Genomic DNA, 17,466 nt, shown 5'->3' with positions numbered 1-17,466 from the left:
TTGACGCTGTCTCGGTCACCTCCCTATCTTGCCGTTCGACGTGCTGATCATCGTCCGATATTTCGAATAACTCCAGACCCCCACCCCGAGCCGCGGAGTATCCATGTCACGCAGCACCCGCACCCGTTGGAGACTCGGCCTCACCGCCACCGCCTTCCTGGTGGCCGCCGCCTCCGTCCCGGCCCCCGCGCACGCCGAGGACGTGACCGACTACGCGATCACCGTCGACCCGGCCGCGAAGGGCGCGAAGATCGACGACACGATGTACGGCGTCTTCTTCGAGGACATCAACCGGGCCGCCGACGGCGGTCTCTACGCCGAACTCGTACAGAACCGGTCCTTCGAGTACTCGACCGCCGACAACCGCGCCTACACCCCCCTCACCTCGTGGACCGTCGACGGCACCGCGCAGGTCGTGAACGACGCCGGCCGGCTCCACGAGCGCAACCGCAACTACCTTTCCCTGGGCGCCTCTTCGGCCGTCACCAACGCGGGCTACAACACCGGTGTCCACGTCGAGGAGGGAAAGAAGTACGACTTCTCGGTGTGGGCGCGCGCCGACGCCCGTACGACGCTGACCGTCACCCTCCAGGACGCCGACGGCACGCTCGCCGAGGCCCGCCGGGTCACGGTCAAGGGCGGCTGGGCCAAGTACCGGGTCTCGTTCAAGGCGACGCGGACCAGCTCCGACGGCCGGCTGACCGTCGCCTCCGCCGACGCCGTCGCCCTCGACGAGGTGTCCCTCTTCCCGCGCGACACCTACAAGGGGCACAGGAACGGCCTGCGCAAGGACCTCGCCGAGAAGATCGCCGCGCTGAAGCCGGGCTTCGTCCGCTTCCCCGGCGGCTGCCTCGTCAACACCGGCTCCATGCAGGACTACAGCGAGGCCTCGGGCTGGGAGCGCAAGCGCTCGTACCAGTGGAAGGACACCATCGGCCCCGTCGAACAGCGCGCCACCAACGCCAACTTCTGGGGCTACAACCAGAGTTACGGCCTCGGCTACTACGAGTACTTCCAGTTCTCCGAGGACATCGGCGCGATGCCGCTGCCCGTGGTGCCCGCCCTCGTCACCGGCTGCGGCCAGAACAAGGCCACCGACGACGATGCCCTGCTCCAGCGGCACATCCAGGACACCCTCGACCTCATCGAGTTCGCCAACGGGCCCGTCACCAGCAAGTGGGGCAAGAAGCGGGCCCAGATGGGCCACCCGAAGCCCTTCCACCTCACCCACCTCGGCGTCGGCAACGAGGAGAACCTGCCGAACGAGTTCTTCGCCCGCTTCCAGAAGTTCCGGGCCGCCATCGAGGCGAAGTACCCCGACATCACGGTGATCTCGAACTCCGGCCCCGACGACACGGGCACCACCTTCGACACCGCGTGGCAGCTGAACCGCGAGGGCGACGTCGACATGGTCGACGAGCACTACTACAACAGCCCCCAGTGGTTCCTCCAGAACAACGACCGCTACGACTCGTACGACAGGAACGGGCCCAAGGTCTTCCTCGGCGAGTACGCCTCCCAGGGCAACGCCTTCAAGAACGCGCTCTCCGAAGCCGCGTTCATGACCGGCCTGGAGCGCAACGCCGACATCGTGAAACTCGCCTCCTACGCACCGCTCCTCGCCAACGAGGACTATGTGCAGTGGAGCCCCGACATGATCTGGTTCAACAACCACGCCTCGTGGAACTCCGCCAACTACGAGACGCAGAAGCTCTTCATGAACAACGTCGGCGACCGCGTGGTGCCGTCGAAGGCCACCGGCACACCCGCGCTGACCGGCCCGATCACCGGAGCCGTGGGCCTGTCCACCTGGGCCACGACGGCGGCGTACGACGATGTGACGGTCACGGCCGAGGACGGTACGAGCCTGCTCGGCGACGACTTCAGCGGTGACGCCTCGAAGTGGACCCACACCGGCGGCGGCAGCTGGAGCGTCCAGGACGGCCAGTACGTGCAGACCGACGTGGCCGCCGAGAACACCATGGTCACGGCCGGTGACACCGCCTGGCACGACTACGACCTCAAGGTGAAGGCCACCAAGAAGTCCGGCAAGGAGGGCTTCCTCGTCGCCTTCGGCGTCAAGGACACCGGGAACTACTACTGGTGGAACCTCGGCGGCTGGAACAACACCACCAGCGCGGTCGAGCAGGCCGTCGACGGCGGCAAGTCCTCGCTGATCTCCAAGCCGGGCACGATCGAGACGGGCCGTACGTACGACATCGAGGTCAAGGTGCGCGGCCGGCAGGTGACCCTGCTGCTGGACGGCAAGGAGTGGGGGAGCTTCACCGACGACAAGCCGGCGGAGCCGTTCCGGCAGGTGGTGACGCGGGACGCGAAGACGGGCGACCTGATCCTGAAGGTCGTCAACGCGCAGGGCGTGGCCGCGCGGGCGGCCATCGACCTCGGGGGCGCGAAGGTGCGCTCCACGGCGCGTGTCACGACGCTGACGGCCGCGCCGGACGCGGTGAACACGGAGACGGCGACGCCGGTGGCGCCCGTGAAGTCCACGTTCAGGGGGGTGGCCGAGGAGTTCAGCTACACGTTTCCGGCGAACTCCGTGACGTTTCTGAGGATCAAGAAGCGGTGACGGGGGGAGCGGGCTCGGCTTTGTGAGCCGGGTGCGGGTGGGTGGGGGCTGGTCGCGCCCGCGCGGCGGAGCCGCATGATCGACACAGCCCCGCGCCCCCAGATGGGGCCTTCGGCCCATCTATGAGCGGCGGCGGGGCTTTCCGGGCCTGCCGCCGCTCTTGGCGTTTCTGCCGCCGGACGAACCGCTCCGGGGGGTGCGGGCAGCCGGCTTGCTCGTGCCCGGGCGCTTCGCTTTCTGCTGCGGCTTCTTCTCCTCCGCGGGCTTCGCGCGGCCCCGGGAGCTGTTGACCGTGCGGCCCCGGACGATGCCGATGAAGTCCTCGACCATGTCGGTGGTCGCGTCCTGGGGCCAGGACAGGGCGACACGGGACTCGGGCGCGTCCGTGACCGGGCGGTAGGTGAGGTCCTTGCGGTGGTGGAGCCGGGCCAGCGACTGGGGGACGACGAGCAGTCCGATCCCGGCCGCGACCAGCTCGATCGCGTCCGCCGTGGTGGCGGGACGCTCGAACGCCGGCTCTCCGGGCGGGCGTTCCCAGTCGAGGGTGTCGTCCAGGGGGTGCAGCACGACCTCGTCCGCCAGGTCCTCGCAGCTCACCTCGTCGACCGCGGCGACGACGTGGTCCTTGGGGATCACGACCACCGTGGTCTCGGTGTAGAGGGGGATCGCGCTGAGGTCGGCGTCGTCCACCGGCAGCCGTACGAAACCGGCGTCGGCGCCGCCGTCCCGCAGCACCCCGAACGCCTCGGCGGCGGACACCTGGAGGAGCGTCAGGGGGATGTCGGGCAACCGCTCGTTCCAGATCCGCACCCACTTGGTGGGCGTCACTCCCGGGACGTAGGCGAGCCGGAACGAGGGGAACGAGGAGGATGCTTCCGAGCCTGTCACGTGACCAGGCTAACGGGCGCGCGGCCGGGCCCGGTCATCACCGCCGAGCGGTCGAGGGGCCGAGGGGGCGAGCGGCCCGGCAGCGGTGTGGTCGGCGGTCGCGCAGGCGCTCGATACCCTTGACCCATGACGTCGCACCAGACCACCCAGACCATGAAGCCCGCCACCGCGGCGAAGAAGCTGGGTGTGTACCTCCAGGCCACGCCCGCCGAGTTCCAGGAGGGCGCCGTCTCGCGCGCCGAGCTGAGCGCGCTGCAGACGAACCCGCCGACCTGGCTGGAGGAGCTGCGCCGCAACGGCCCCCACCCCCGCCCGGTGGTCGCCGAGAAGCTGGACGTCTCCATCGCGGGGCTCGCGCGCGGCGGAGTCACCGAGCCCCTCACCACCGAGCAGATCGAGGCCCTGAAGCAGGACAGCCCCGAGTGGCTGCAGAAGGAGCGCGCCACCCAGGCCGAGGTCCGCAAGGAAGGCGCCCGCATCAAGAAGCGCAACGCCGAGCGAGCGGCCCAGGCGGACGACCGGAGCTAGCGCCGCGGCAGCGCCGCGGCAGGCGTCGCGGCCCGGCGAAAATTCGGGAGCCGCGCGGCAGGGGCCCGGGGCAGGATGCCCCTTGTGAATCCCCTCCTGTGCGGGCTCGCCGCCAATCCGGGCCTGCCCGCCGAGCTGGTCGACCGGTTGATCGGGCTCGCGGACGCCGATCTCGACGACGAACTCGCCCGCCGTGACGACCTCACCCGGGCGCAGGCGATGACGCTGGCCTCGCGGGACGAGAGCAACGGGGTGCGGCTGGCCTACGAGGGCGCGCTGACCGCCGCCGACGTCGACCCCACCGCACAGCCGCGCATCGCCCTCGCCCTGCTGGACGAAGGCGCCGGCGACCCGCGGTGGGCTCGTCTCCTCGCCGCGTCCGTGCACGTCCAGCACCGGGAGCGGCTGGCGGCCTGCCCCGGCCTGCCGCCGGACGTGGTGGAGACCCTCGCCGCGGACCCGGACATCCAGGTCGTCGCGGAGCTGGCCCTGTGGGCCGAGCCGGACGTGGCCGCACGGCTCGCGGCGCATCCGCACGCCGAGGTCCGCCGAGCGGCGGCGCTCAACGAGGCGACCCCACCCGAGGCGCTGGCCGCCCTCGTCGCCGGCGAGGAGCTGCCTCCCGTCCGGCACTGCCTGGTCTGCGACCGCGAGGAACCGCCGTTCACACACGCACCGGACTGCCCACGGCTCGACTGTGATCTGCGGCCGGGCGCCTCCTGCGACGGCTCCCACGAGTCCACCGCCCTCGAGATCCTGCGGGCGGTCCTGGAGAACCCGGCCACACCGGCGGACGCGTGCGCGGCCTTCGCCGACCACCCGTCGACGCTGCTGCGCTGGGCGGTCGCCGCCCGTCCCGGCCTGCCCCCGCAGGTGTACGCACGGCTCGCCGTGGACCCCACGCCCGGTGCGCGCGCCGACCTCGCCGCGAACCCCGCGATCGACGACACCCTGATCCGCGCACTGGCCGACGACACCTCGCCGGACGTGCGGCGCGCGCTCGCGCACAACCCTCGGGTGCCGCTCGACGTCCTCGCGGAGCTGGCCGCCACGACCCGGATCGGTACGACGCCGCTGCCGCGGATCGCCTCCGCCACGGCCGCCGAGGTCGAGGAGCTGGCCCGGTCGCCGCACGCCGCCGTACGCATGCTGCCGGCGCGACGGCGTGATCTGCCGGCCGGCGTCCGTGACGCGCTGGCCGACGATCCCGACGCCAAGGTGGTCTCGGCCGTCGCCGCGCATCCCGGTCTCTCTGAGGCCCGACTGCACGCCATGGTCGACCGGCACGGCGTCCAGGTCCTCACCGGGGTGGCGGCCAACCCGGACGCGACCCCGGCGTTCCTGGAGCGTGTGGCCCGGCACCGGCCACCGGTCCGCAAGGCGCTCCGCGCGATCGCCCAGCACCCCCGGGCGACGGCCGCCGCGCTCCTGCCGTGCCTGGCGGACGAACGGGCCAGGCCCCTCGCCGCCCGCCACCCGGCGCTCCCGCCCACGGTCGTCGTCGAACTGCTCTCCGACCCGGCCGACCCGGTGGCGGAGGCCGCGGCCGCCAACCCGTCCCTGCCGCTCGCCGTGATGGACGAGCTGACCCGGAGGCCGACGGGTCAGCTCGGAGGACGGTCGGGGTGACGAACTGGGGTGATCGCGGCTCCCGCGATCAGGACGGTGCGAGGACGCAGAACTCGTGACCTTCGGGGTCGGACAGGCACGTCCACGGGACGTCGCCCTGGCCGAGGTCGAGGTCGGTGGCGCCGAGGGCCCGCAGCCGGGCCACCTCGGCGGCCTTGTCGTCACCGGGACCCGGCAGCAGGTCGAGATGGACGCGGTCCGGCACGGGCGCCGAGGCGGGCGTGCGGAGGAACTCCAGAAAGGGGCCGACGCCCTCGGCCGAGCGCAGCGTGGCCTGCTCGTCGGTCACCTCGTGCGGGGTCCAGCCCGTCGCCTCGCCCCAGAACCGGGCCATGGCCCGCGGATCCGCACAGTCCACGACAACGGCGGCGATCGGGCCGGTGTCCCGGTAGACCTCCCGGGGCTCCAGCACACAGAACTCGTTGCCCTCGGGGTCGGCGAGGACGGTCCACGGCACGTCGCCCTGGCCCACGTCGGCGGGCGTCGCGCCGAGCGCCCTCAGCCGCGCGACCAGCTCCGCCTGGTGCGCCTCGGACGTGGTGGCGAGATCGAGGTGCGTACGGTTCTTCGTCGCCGTCTTGCCCTCGGGGACGGGAACGACGTCGACACCGACCGCGACCGGGTGCGGCCAGACCAGGCCGCCCGCGGGCCCGACATAGGTGGTCACGCCGGGGCTGTAGGCGGTCCAGCCGAGCGCCTCCGCCCAGAACCGTCCGACCGCCCCGGCGTCGAGAGCCTTGATGTTCACGTGCACGGGTCGCAGCGCCATGCCGATGATCTTATGCGCCCGCTCCGGCCGACCCTCGTGCCCGCGACGGAGGCAAGATTGCATAAACGTGCATCGAAACGTATAGTCATGCCATCCAAGAGGAGGGTTCCATGGCGGTACGTGTGGCGGTGGCGGGAGCGAGTGGTTATGCGGGCGGCGAAGTGCTGCGCCTGCTGCTCGCCCACACCGAGGTCGAGATCGGTGCACTGACCGGCAACTCCAACGCGGGCCAGCGCCTGGGCGCGCTGCAGCCGCACCTGCTGCCGCTGGCCGACCGGGTGCTCCAGGAGACGACCGCCGAGGTGCTCACCGGTCACGACGTGGTCTTCCTCGCGCTGCCGCACGGGCAGTCCGCGGCCGTGGCCGAGCAGCTCGGCCCGGACGTGCTCGTCGTCGACATGGGCGCCGACTTCCGGCTCAAGGACGCGGCCGACTGGGAGAAGTTCTACGGCTCGCCCCACGCCGGCACCTGGCCCTACGGCCTCCCCGAACTTCCGGGTGCCCGCGCCGCGCTGGAGGGGTCCAAGCGCATCGCGGTACCCGGTTGCTACCCCACGGCCGTCACCCTGGCCCTGTTCCCGGCGTACGCGGCGGGCCTCGCCGAGAACGAGGCCGTGATCGTCGCCGCCTCCGGCACCTCCGGCGCGGGCAAGGCCCCCAAGGCGCATCTGCTGGGCAGCGAGGTCATGGGGTCGATGACCCCGTACGGCGTCGGCGGCGGTCACCGGCACACGCCCGAGGTGATGCAGAACCTCGGCGGTGTCGCCGGCGAGCCGGTCACCGTGTCCTTCACCCCGACCCTCGCACCGATGCCCCGGGGCATCCTCGCCACGTGCAGCGCGAAGGCGAGGCCCGGCGTCACCGCCGAGGCCGTGCGCGCCGCGTACGAGAAGGCCTTCGCCGACGAGCCGTTCGTCCATCTGCTCCCCGAGGGCCAGTGGCCCGCCACGGCGTCCGTCTACGGTTCCAACGCCGTTCAGGTGCAGGTCGCGTACGACGAGGCCGCGGGCCGCATCATCGCGATCAGCGCCATCGACAACCTCACCAAGGGCACCGCCGGTGGCGCCCTCCAGAGCATGAACATCGCCCTCGGACTCCACGAGACGACGGGGCTTTCCACGATCGGAGTCGCACCGTGAGCGTGACGGCAGCCAAGGGATTCACGGCGGCGGGCATCGCCGCCGGGATCAAGGAGAACGGCAACCCGGACCTGGCCCTCGTGGTCAACAACGGGCCCCGCCTCGCCGCCGCGGGCGTCTTCACCTCCAACCGTGTGAAGGCCGCACCCGTCCTCTGGTCCGAGCAGGTGCTGAAGGGCGGCCGGGTCTCCGCCGTCGTCCTCAACTCCGGTGGCGCCAACGCCTGTACGGGCCCCAAGGGCTTCCAGGACACCCATGCGACCGCCGAGAAGGTCGCGGATGTCCTCGGGCACAGCGCCGGCGAGATCGCCGTCGCCTCCACCGGCCTCATCGGCGTGCTCCTGCCCATGGACAAGCTGCTCCCGGGCGTGGAGACGGCCGCCGCGCAGCTCTCCGAGCACGGCGGTGAGAAGGCCGCCATCGCCATCAAGACCACCGACACCGTGCACAAGACCTCCGTCGTCACCAAGGACGGCTGGACCGTCGGCGGCATGGCGAAGGGCGCCGGCATGCTCGCCCCCGGCCTCGCCACCATGCTCGTCGTGCTCACCACCGACGCGGACCTGGAGAGCGAGGCGCTCGACAGCGCGCTGCGGGCCGCCACGCGGACGACCTTCGACCGGGTCGACTCCGACGGCTGCATGTCCACCAACGACACCGTCCTGCTGCTCGCCTCCGGCGCCGCCGAAGTCGTCCCGGACCACGCGGAGTTCGCCGAGGCCGTACGCCAGGTCTGCGACGACCTCGGACAGCAGCTCATCCGGGACGCCGAGGGCGCCAGCAAGGACATCAAGGTCGAGGTCGTGAACGCGGCGACCGAGGACGACGCCGTCGAGGTGGGCCGCTCCATCGCCCGCAACAACCTCCTCAAGTGCGCCATCCACGGCGAGGACCCCAACTGGGGCCGTGTCCTGTCCGCCATCGGCACCACCTCCGCCGCCTTCGAGCCGGACCGCCTCAACGTCGCCATCAACGGCGTCTGGGTCTGCAAGAACGGCGGCGTGGGCGAGGACCGCGACAACGTCGACATGCGCTACCGCGAGGTGCACATCGTCGCCGACCTCGCCGCCGGGTCCGAGACCGCCACGATCTGGACCAACGACCTCACCGCCGACTACGTCCACGAGAACAGCGCCTACTCCTCATGAGCACCACGCGGAAGCACACCGCCCTCCCCAAGGCCCAGATCCTCATCGAAGCGCTGCCCTGGCTGACCCGCCACAACGGCAAGACGGTCGTCATCAAGTTCGGCGGCAACGCCATGATCGACGAGGACCTGAAGGCGGCCTTCGCCCAGGACGTCGTCTTCCTGCGGCACGCCGGGCTCAACGTCGTCGTCGTGCACGGCGGCGGCCCGCAGATCAGCGCCGCCCTCGACAAGCACGGCATCGTCAGCGAGTTCAAGGCCGGCCTGCGCGTCACCACCGAGGACGCCATGGACGTCGTACGCATGGTGCTCGCCGGGCAGGTGCAGCGCGAGCTGGTCGGGCTGCTCAACCAGCACGGACCGCTCGCCGTCGGCCTCACGGGCGAGGACGCGCACACCATCACCGCCACCAAGCACCAGCCCGAGATCGACGGAGAGTTGATCGACATCGGGCGGGTGGGCGAGATCACCGCGATCGACACGGGCGCGATCGAGGCACTCCTCGCCGACGGCCGCATCCCGGTCGTCTCGTCGATCGCCCGTAGCCAGGACGACGGACATGTCTACAACGTCAATGCTGACACGGCGGCTGCGGCACTCGCTGCTGCTCTTGGAGCGGAGACTCTCATGGTCCTCACGGACGTGGAGGGCCTCTACGAGGACTGGCCCAACAGCGACGAGGTGATCAGCCGCCTCACGGCTTCCCAACTGGAGAAGCTGCTGCCGGAGTTGTCCTCCGGCATGGTGCCGAAGATGCAGGGGTGCCTGCACGCCGTACGCGGCGGCGTCAACACCGCCCGCGTCATCGACGGCCGGGTCCAGCACTCGATCCTGCTGGAGATCTTCACCGACGAGGGCATCGGCACGATGGTCGTGCCGGACGCCGAAGAGGGGGACGCCGCATGACCACCAACGAAGAGCTGACCCAGCGGTGGCGGGGCTCGCTCATGAACAACTACGGCACCCCGAAGCTCTCGCTGGTCCGCGGGTCGGGCAGCCGGGTGTGGGACGCCGACGGCACGGAGTACGTCGACTACGTCGGCGGCATCGCGGTCAACGCGCTCGGCCACGCCCACCCGGCGGTCGTCGAGGCCGTCAGCAACCAGATCGCCTCCCTCGGCCATGTCTCCAACCTGTTCGTCGCCGAGCCGCCCGTCGCGCTCGCCGAACGGCTCCTGGAGCACTTCGGGCGGGACGGCAAGGTCTTCTTCTGCAACTCGGGCGCCGAGGCCAACGAAGGCGCGTTCAAGATCGGCCGGCTGACCGGGCGGACCCACATGGTCGCCACCCAGGGCGGCTTCCACGGCCGGACCATGGGCGCCCTCGCCCTCACCGGCCAGCCCGGCAAGCAGACCGGCTTCCACCCGCTGCCCGGCGACGTCACCCACGTCCCCTACGGCGACGCGCAGGCCCTGGCTGCCGCGGTCACCGAGGAGACGGCCCTCGTCATCATCGAGCCCGTCCAGGGTGAGAAGGGCGTCGTCGTCCCGCCGGCCGGCTATCTGAAGGCCGCGCGAGCCATCACGGCCGCCACCAGCTCGCTGCTCGTCCTCGACGAGGTGCAGACCGGTATCGGCCGGACCGGGCACTGGTTCGAGTACCAGGCCCATGAGGGCGTCCTGCCGGACGTCGTGACCCTCGCCAAGGGCCTCGGCGGCGGACTGCCGCTCGGCGCGACGGTGGCCTTCGGCCGGGCGGCGGACCTCCTGCAGCCCGGTCAGCACGGCACGACCTTCGGCGGCAACCCGGTCGCGTGCGCCGCCGGACTCGCCGTCCTGGAGACCATCCGGGCGGAAGGGCTGCTGGAGAACGTCAAGCGGCAGAGCGAGAACCTGCGGAACGGGATCGAGTCCCTCGGGGACCCGATGATCGACCATGTCCGTGGTGCGGGCCTTCTGCTGGGTATCGTGCTCACCGAGCCCCTCGCGCCCCTGGCGCAACAGGCCGCTCAGGACGCCGGTTTCCTGGTGAACGCGCCCGCCCCCGATGTCGTACGGCTGATGCCGGCGCTCAATATCGGGGACGCGGAGGTGGATGCCCTCCTCCAGGCGCTGCCCGGTGTCCTCGACGCGGCGCGGGCGGCGCACGAAGCCAGTGGGGACGGACGAGCCGGAGAATGAGACGACGATGAGCCAGGCGCAGGAGCACGACCAGGCGGGGCCCGCGGTGCCGCAGACCCGTACCGCACGCCATCGGCGGATCGTGGACATCCTCAACCGGCAACCGGTGCGGTCGCAGAGCCAGTTGGCGAAGCTGCTGTCCGACGACGGGCTGAGCGTCACGCAGGCGACGCTCAGCCGGGACCTCGACGAGCTGAACGCGGTGAAGATCCGCAACACCGACGGCGACCTCATCTACGCGGTGCCGAGCGAGGGGGGTTTCCGGACACCTCGGGCGCCGCTGGGGGAGTCGGCGAAGGAGGAGCGGATGCGGCGGCTCTCGGCGGAGCTGCTGATCTCCGCGGAGGCCTCGGCGAACCTGGTCGTCCTCCGCACGCCGCCGGGCGCGGCCCAGTTCCTCGCCTCGGCCATCGACCAGGCGGAACTCCACGACATCCTGGGCACGATCGCCGGCGACGACACGCTGCTGCTGATCAGCCGCGATCCGGTGGGAGGGCAGGCGTTGGCCGACCATCTGCTGAGGTTGGCGCAGAACGGGCACTGAGGGGGTGGACGGGGGCGGGGGCTCGGGGGGTGCCGGGTGGTGGTGAAAGCGGCTACCGAAGGGAGTGCCTGGGCCGGCACGCCGACCGCGGGTCCGTCGTGGCCGGTCGCGCAGTTCCCCGCGCCCCTGAAAGGGCTTCGCCCTTTTCCCGGCCCGTCGTACCGTCGACGCGAGTCTTCGCCCACGCGACCGTCCCACCCAGCCGCCGCCCCCACTCGCGGCCGTCGTGCCGCCGCCGCTGATGCACGGCCCGCACTGCTGCTCAGCCGCCTTTTCCCTCCCCCCCACCGCGGGCAGTCGTGCCGCTGGGGCGGCACGGGTGGGCGCGGCGGCGCCCTGTCAGCGCCGGTAAGCGTCCTGCCCACCGCTCAGCCCCCGCGGGCGGGTCTCGTCGGCTCCCGCTCAGCCCGTCCGCCCCGCCGAGCCCAACCCCGTTCAACCGACCCCGCTCAACCCAACCGCCGCGCCAATCCCCCCGTGCAGCGGACCTCGTCGCCCGCTGTGATCAGGAGGGCCTCCGTGTCCTCCAAGGACTCCAGCCACGCCAGCCCCTCCCGCGAACCCATCGCGAACGCGGCCGTGGCCCAGCAGTCGGCCCAGGTCAGGCGAGGGGCGACCACCGTCACCGAGACGAGGTCGGTGACGGCGGACTTGCCCGTGCGGGGGTCGACGATGTGCGCCCCGCGCTCGGCCGTACCCGACGTGGCCACCGCCAGCCGATCCGCGCCGGCGGCCGTGACGACCGCCGCCAGCCCCCCGGGCCGGAGAGGATCAGCGACCCCGACACGCCACGGGCGGTCCGGCCCGGGCACACCGCACAGCTGCACATCGCCACCCCCGTTCACACTCACCCCGACCACCCCGGCCTCGACCAGCCTCGACGCGGCCCGCTCGGTGGCCCACCCCTTCACGAGGCCGGTCGGATCGAAGCGGCCCTCGTACGTCGCGCTGAACCAGCCGTCGCTCAACCGCTCGGCCTCGGCGCACAGTTCGAGCACCTCGGCGACCTCGGCATCGCACTCCTCGATCGTCGCCTCGCCCCGGGCGAGCCGGGAGATCTGGCTGTGCTCGCGGTAGGTGCTGAACACCTCGTCCACGGCGTGGAGCCCGGCCACCGCCTCCTGCAGCGCGGCCTCGACCGCACCGGGCTCGCCTCCCCGGATGTCGAACGAGAAGACGGTGCCCATGACCTCCTCGGCGTGCCGCAGTTGGGCGGGCGCGGCGGCCCCGGCGGGTTCGGCCACCGGATCAGCCGGCCTGGTCCAGCGCGGACTGGAGGGACTGCTTGTAGCCACCGCTGGTGTACGTGGCGCCCGAGACAGCATCGATGTCAGCGCTCCCTGCCGAGACGGCGTTCTGGTTGAGCTTCGGGATGGCGTTGCCGCTGATCTGGGTCGAACGGCCGCCGCTGGGCTGCTGCAGCGCCTCGGCGTTGGTGATCTTGCCATCGGTGACCGTGACCCGGACCTGCACCGGCCCGTAGTCCGTCTGGATGGTGGAACCGGTGAGCACCTGGGTGCCCGTCGCCTGCCCGCCCCCGGCCGCGGCCCCGCCGCTCCCGGCGTCCGCGCCGTCCTCGGCGCCGCCGCCCGCGTCCTGCGAGCCGCCCGCCTCGACCTCGGAGCCGGAGCCCTGTGCCTTGCCGGCCTGGTCCAGTGCGGCCTGGAGGGATTCCTTGTAGCCGGCGCTGGTGTAGGTGGCGCCCGAGACCGCGTCGATCTCGGCGCTGCCGGCCGCCACCGCCGCCTGGTTGAGCTTCGGCACCGAGTCGCCGGTGATCTGGGTGGAGCGACCACCGCTCGGCGCCTGGATCGCCTCGGCGTTGGTGATCTTGCCGCCGCTGACGGTGATCCGGACCTGCACCGGCCCGTAGTCGGTCTGCACGGTGGTTCCCGTGAGCACCTGCGCGCCCGAGTCCTGCGCCTTGCCGGCCTGGTCCAGCGCGGCCTGGAGGGATTCCTTGTAGCCGGCGCTGGTGTAGGTGGCGCCCGAGACCGCGTCGATCTCGGCGCTGCCCGCGGCCACGGCCGCCTGGTTGAGCTTGGGGATCGCGTCGGCGCTGATCTGGGTGGAGCGCCCGCCGCTGGGCTGCTGCACCGTCTCGGCGTTGGTGATCTTGCCGCCGTTGACGGTGATTCGGACCTGCACCGGCCCGTAGTCGGTCTGGACGGCGGTGCCGGTGAGGGTCTGCGCTCCGGCCGCCACCCCGCCCTGCGCCGAAGGAGCGCCCCCTGCCGCCCCCGCCTGGACCGATCCGGCCGGGTCGGAGGCCGGCTTCAGCGACAGCAGCAGCACGATGCCGGACACGGTGGCGGCGGTGGCGAGCAGGGTCCGCCGGATGGGGTGGCTCTTCTTCATCGCTCCTTCAGCTCCTGAAATGTGAAGTCTCGCGGGGGAGACCCGGGGCGAACCCACGGGAAACCATGGCCAGAAGTCGGGGTGGGGCAGGTCGTGGTGACCGACGGCTGGAACGGCCGGCCGGAGGGGGAACCGCGGTGAGCGGCCCCGTCGCTCACATCTCGAACGACTCGTGGTGGATGCGCCGGGTCGGGACGCCCGCGCCGCGCAGGGCCTCGTAGACGTTCTGCGCGAAACCGGGCGGCCCGCACAGGAAGACGTCGTGGCTCTCGATGTCCGGGATCTTGCGGCGCAGCGAGTCCGGTGAGATGTCCGGGCGTTCGCCGTCCGGGCTGTTCACCGCGTACATCAGCCGCGCCCCGCGCTCCTCGGCGATCAGCGCCAGCTCGTCCCACAGGGCCAGGTCCTGCGTGGTGTTGGCCCGGTAGAGCAGGGTCAGGTCACCGGCCGCGCCGGGCAGCGTCTCGAACAGGGCTCTCATCGGCGTGATGCCCACACCACCGGCCACCAGCAGCACCTTGCCGCGGCTGCGCTTGCCGGCCGTCAGCGCCCCGTACGGGCCCTCGGCCCACACCCGGGTGCCGGGCTCCAGGTCACGCAGGGCCGTGCTGTGGTCGCCGATCGCCTTGACCGTGATGCGCAGCATGTTGGGGCGGGGCGCCGCCGACAGGGAGTACGGGTGCGAGCTGAACCGCATGCCGGGGGCGAGGAACCGCCACCGGAAGAACTGCCCGGCCTCCGCGCCCATCCGGTGCAGCTTGCGCCCGCTCATCAGCACGGAGACGATGCCGGGCGACTCCTCGATGACCGCCTCGACCCGCAGCCGGTGCCGCATGTTGAGCCGGATCGGCGTGATGATCCGGTACCAGAGCACCAGCGCGGTCACCGACCCGTACAGCGCGTACCAGCCGGTCTTTGCCGCGGGCGTGACGGCGAACTCGTTGCCGGTGGAGATCTGGTGCCAGAACGTCAGGAACGTGGCCGCGTACGTCAGCAGGTGCGTGTGGTACCAGAAGTCGTACGGGATCCGCTTGCGCACCGGGCCGATCGACATCAGCCCGATGAGCACCAGCAGACCGGTGCCGATGGCGGCCTTGCCCATGTCCGGCAGCTGGTTGATGGAGTCGATGGTCTGCTGCAGGATCGCGGTGTGGGTGAGACCGGCCTGCAGCGCGTAGCCGTACATCGTGAGGACGACGTGCGCGACGACCAGGCAGAGCGTGTAGCGGCCGGTCATCGCGTGCCAGCGGGCGACCCGGTCGGAGCCGACGCGGCGTTCCAGCGCGGGCACCCGGGCCATCTGGAGGACCACCAGGGCCATCATGTAGCCGCCGAGCAGACCGGTGATCCGGCCGGCGTTGACCATCTTGCTGCCCTGGTCGGCGATGGAGGGCGTGTTGTCCCACCACAGCCACACCACCGCGGCCACGCCCGCAAAGAAAATGATCAGCAGCGGGACGGCGGGGGAGCGGCGAGGTCGGATGCGGCGCATCGTCTGGCGGCGCGCGGCGCGACCTCCGGCGATCGTGGACACGGTTCCTCCGTGGTGGGCTGGACCCTTGGCCCACACGTACGTGCTGGGAGTGCCGTGTGTTCAACCGTGTGAACAACTGTCTTGCGGAACGATCGCTACCGGAGGGCGCCCGCGCCTCCCACGCCGTCAGGCGACGGACGGCGGCAGCGGCAGTGGCAGCCCCGGGAGGCCGTCCATGCTGGTCGCGATCTGGTCCTTGGAGCTGAAGTAGGCGCTGAGCGAGTCGTCGTCCTCGCGCGCGAAACGCCGGCCGTGCAGGTCGCGCTCCTCCTCGTACGCCATGAACGGCACCGCGTAGCCGCAGCTGTCGCGGATGTGCTCGGCGCGGACCACGATGATCGCGCGCAGACCGTGCGGCGCGGGGTCGATGTCGGGGAAGCGGGCGAGGAGTCCGGCGAAGCGCGGGTCGTCGCGGAAGACAGGCTCGCCCGTGCCGTGCACGCGGACGATGGTGGGCGGGCCCTGGAAGGCGCACCACATCAGGGTGATCCGGCCGTTCTCGCGCAGATGCGCGATCGTCTCCGCGTGGGAGCCGGCGAAGTCCAGGTAGGCGACGGTCCGTTCGTCGAGGATGACGAACGAGCCCTTGAGGCCCTTGGGGGAGAGATTGACCGTGCCGTCGGCGGCCAGGGGCGCCGTAGCGGTGAAGAACAGTGGCTGTGCCTCGATGAACGTACGCAGGCGGCCGTCGATGCGCTCGTAGGTCTTTCCCATGACTGACGATTATCGACGGAGTTGCTTCGTCTGTCTAAGGAGTTAGAGCTCGCAGAAACGAGTTCCGGGTGGATCCCCTCGCTGGGATCCACCCGGAATCAGGTCTTCCATGGCCGCCCCGGCCGGCGCGCGGGGCGGCCACGACCCCTGTCACTCACCAGGAGGGCAGGAGGTCACTCGGGCCGAGGCCGTGGACTACTGGTTGAGCTGGCAGGGGGCGAGCGCCTCCAGGCCCTCGGGCTTGGCGGCGGCGCGGCCGATGGCGGTCTCGATGCGGTTGAGCGCGGCGACGCGCTTGTCCTCCAGCGGGCCGAGGATGGCGTTGTTGACGAAGTTCGGGCCGCCCTGGCCGACGGTGTCGATCAGGCGCTGGTTGGCTTCCTGGATCTGGGTGTCGAGCTGGGCGAGGTTGCGGTCGACCTCGGCCTGCGCGGAGGCCGGGATCGCGGGGAGTTCGCCCTCGACCTCGGGGCAGGTGATGGTCCCGGCGGCGCCGGCGTTGCCCGCGTCCGCGGCACCCTCGCCCGCACCGGCCTCGGCACCCGCGCCCGCTTCGGCACCCGCACCGGCCTCCTGGCCGGCCTCCGCCTCGTCACCGGCGCCCGCGGCGCCGCCCTGGTTGAGCTGGCAGGGGGCGAGCGCCTCCAGGCCCTCGGGCTTGGCGGCGGCGCGGCCGATGGCGGTCTCGATGCGGTTCAGCGTGGCGACGCGCTTGTCCTCCAGCGGGCCGAGGATGGCGTTGTTGACGAAGTTCGGGCCGCCCTGGCCGACGGTGTCGATCAGGCGCTGGTTGGCTTCCTGGATCTGGGTGTCGAGGAGCGCGAGGTTGCGGTCGACCTCGGCCTGCGCGGAGGCCGGGATCGCGGGGAGTTCGCCCTCGACCTCGGGGCAGGTGATGGTCCCGGCGGCGCCGGCGTTGCCCGCGTCCGCGGCACCCTCGCCGGCGTCGGCCCCGGCCCCGGCGCCCGCACCGGCCTGCGCCCCTCCGTCGGCTGCCGCGGCGCCGCCCTGGTTGAGCTGGCAGGGGGCGAGGGCTTCGAGGCCCTCGGGCTTGGCGGCGGCGCGGCCGATGGCGGTCTCGATGCGGTTGAGCGCGGCGACGCGCTTGTCCTCCAGCGGGCCGAGGATGGCGTTGTTGACGAAGTTCGGGCCGCCCTGGCCGACCGTGTCGATCAGGCGCTGGTTGGCTTCCTGGATCTGGGTCTGCAGCTGGGCGAGGTTGCTGTCGACCTCGGCCTTCGCGGAGGCCGGGATCGCCGGGAGGCTGCCTTCGACGGCCGGGCAGGTGATGGTGCCGGGGGAGGCGTTGCCCGCGGCGTCCTCGTTGTTGGCACCCTCGCCGGCGAGGGCGGAACCCGCGATGACCGCTCCGGAGAGCACGACCGCGGCGGCGCCGCCGATGATCCCTACGCGACGCTTGTTGTACTTCGGAAGAGCCCTGGACATGCGGATGCCTCACTCGGGTCGGGTGTGGTCGTTGTTTACGAACGCGGCGCCTGCGTCCGGTGT

The 17,466-nt window shown here is 71.7% G+C and carries 14 protein-coding genes and 1 pseudogene; 8 read left to right on the top strand and 7 right to left on the bottom strand.

Annotated elements, in window-relative coordinates:
* Positions 1-103 precede the first annotated feature (103 nt).
* The gene (locus tag L3078_RS08990) at positions 104-2,587 is read left to right on the top strand and encodes an alpha-L-arabinofuranosidase C-terminal domain-containing protein (RefSeq protein WP_239752630.1); all 2,484 of its coding nucleotides are present in this window, start codon (positions 104-106) and stop codon (positions 2,585-2,587) included.
* 120 nt (positions 2,588-2,707) lie between these two features.
* Here L3078_RS08990 and L3078_RS08985 read toward each other — a convergent pair whose 3' ends face one another.
* On the bottom strand, positions 2,708-3,475 hold the full coding sequence (locus L3078_RS08985; protein WP_239752629.1) for a LysR family substrate-binding domain-containing protein: 768 nt from the start codon (positions 3,473-3,475) through the stop codon (positions 2,708-2,710).
* 126 nt (positions 3,476-3,601) lie between these two features.
* Here L3078_RS08985 and L3078_RS08980 point away from each other — a divergent pair, with 126 nt between their 5' ends.
* Together L3078_RS08980 and L3078_RS08975 are read left to right on the top strand one after the other, a co-directional pair.
* Positions 3,602-4,003 carry a DUF5997 family protein gene (locus L3078_RS08980; RefSeq protein ID WP_239752614.1) on the top strand — a complete coding sequence of 134 codons (402 nt, stop codon included), beginning with the start codon at positions 3,602-3,604 and terminating at the stop codon, positions 4,001-4,003.
* A gap of 84 nt (positions 4,004-4,087) precedes the next feature.
* Positions 4,088-5,632 (top strand): DUF2336 domain-containing protein, encoded by a 1,545-nt coding sequence (locus L3078_RS08975; protein WP_239752600.1) that lies wholly within the window; start codon positions 4,088-4,090, stop codon positions 5,630-5,632.
* 28 nt (positions 5,633-5,660) lie between these two features.
* On the opposite strand, the gene L3078_RS08970 is transcribed toward L3078_RS08975, so the two are convergent.
* Positions 5,661-6,401 (bottom strand): VOC family protein, encoded by a 741-nt coding sequence (locus L3078_RS08970; RefSeq protein ID WP_239752594.1) that lies wholly within the window; start codon positions 6,399-6,401, stop codon positions 5,661-5,663.
* Positions 6,402-6,511: 110 nt separating this feature from the next.
* Between L3078_RS08970 and argC the strand changes: the two genes are divergently transcribed.
* Genes argC through L3078_RS08945 form a run of 5 tightly spaced genes read left to right on the top strand, consistent with a single transcriptional unit; the run spans position 6,512 to position 11,351 of the window.
* Positions 6,512-7,540, top strand: coding sequence for an N-acetyl-gamma-glutamyl-phosphate reductase (gene argC, locus L3078_RS08965; RefSeq protein ID WP_239752590.1), 1,029 nt, complete (start codon positions 6,512-6,514; stop codon positions 7,538-7,540).
* Positions 7,537-8,688 carry a bifunctional glutamate N-acetyltransferase/amino-acid acetyltransferase ArgJ gene (argJ, locus tag L3078_RS08960; protein WP_239752589.1) on the top strand — a complete coding sequence of 384 codons (1,152 nt, stop codon included), beginning with the start codon at positions 7,537-7,539 and terminating at the stop codon, positions 8,686-8,688. The genes argC and argJ overlap by 4 nt, the downstream gene beginning before the upstream one ends.
* On the top strand, positions 8,685-9,593 hold the full coding sequence (argB, locus tag L3078_RS08955; protein WP_239752588.1) for an acetylglutamate kinase: 909 nt from the start codon (positions 8,685-8,687) through the stop codon (positions 9,591-9,593). The genes argJ and argB overlap by 4 nt, the downstream gene beginning before the upstream one ends.
* On the top strand, positions 9,590-10,807 hold the full coding sequence (locus L3078_RS08950; RefSeq protein ID WP_239752587.1) for an acetylornithine transaminase: 1,218 nt from the start codon (positions 9,590-9,592) through the stop codon (positions 10,805-10,807). The genes argB and L3078_RS08950 overlap by 4 nt, the downstream gene beginning before the upstream one ends.
* Before the next feature lie 7 nt (positions 10,808-10,814).
* Positions 10,815-11,351, top strand: a complete 537-nt coding sequence (locus L3078_RS08945) for an arginine repressor (protein ID WP_033532332.1) — start codon at positions 10,815-10,817, stop codon at positions 11,349-11,351.
* A 449-nt stretch (positions 11,352-11,800) separates the two neighbouring features.
* Here the strand turns inward: L3078_RS08945 and L3078_RS08940 are convergent, their stop codons facing one another.
* The 5 genes and pseudogenes from L3078_RS08940 to L3078_RS08920 all read right to left on the bottom strand — a co-directional run.
* A complete protein-coding gene (locus tag L3078_RS08940) occupies positions 11,801-12,595 on the bottom strand; it encodes an FAD:protein FMN transferase (protein ID WP_239752563.1) in 795 nt (264 codons plus the stop codon).
* Positions 12,596-12,599: 4 nt separating this feature from the next.
* Complete coding sequence (locus tag L3078_RS08935) at positions 12,600-13,709, bottom strand: FMN-binding protein (protein WP_275593129.1); 1,110 nt, start codon at positions 13,707-13,709, stop codon at positions 12,600-12,602.
* A gap of 154 nt (positions 13,710-13,863) precedes the next feature.
* Positions 13,864-15,201 (bottom strand): ferredoxin reductase family protein, encoded by a 1,338-nt coding sequence (locus L3078_RS08930; protein ID WP_239760253.1) that lies wholly within the window; start codon positions 15,199-15,201, stop codon positions 13,864-13,866.
* A 168-nt stretch (positions 15,202-15,369) separates the two neighbouring features.
* Positions 15,370-15,957, bottom strand: a complete 588-nt coding sequence (locus tag L3078_RS08925) for a pyridoxamine 5'-phosphate oxidase family protein (protein WP_239752562.1) — start codon at positions 15,955-15,957, stop codon at positions 15,370-15,372.
* Positions 15,958-16,572: 615 nt separating this feature from the next.
* Positions 16,573-17,403 (bottom strand): annotated as a pseudogene (locus tag L3078_RS08920) (hypothetical protein); the annotation flags it as partial.
* Positions 17,404-17,466 lie beyond the last annotated feature (63 nt).

Source organism: Streptomyces deccanensis, from assembly GCF_022385335.1.
Taxonomy (GTDB): domain Bacteria; phylum Actinomycetota; class Actinomycetes; order Streptomycetales; family Streptomycetaceae; genus Streptomyces; species Streptomyces deccanensis.
This window is presented reverse-complemented; position numbering and strand designations above follow the sequence as displayed.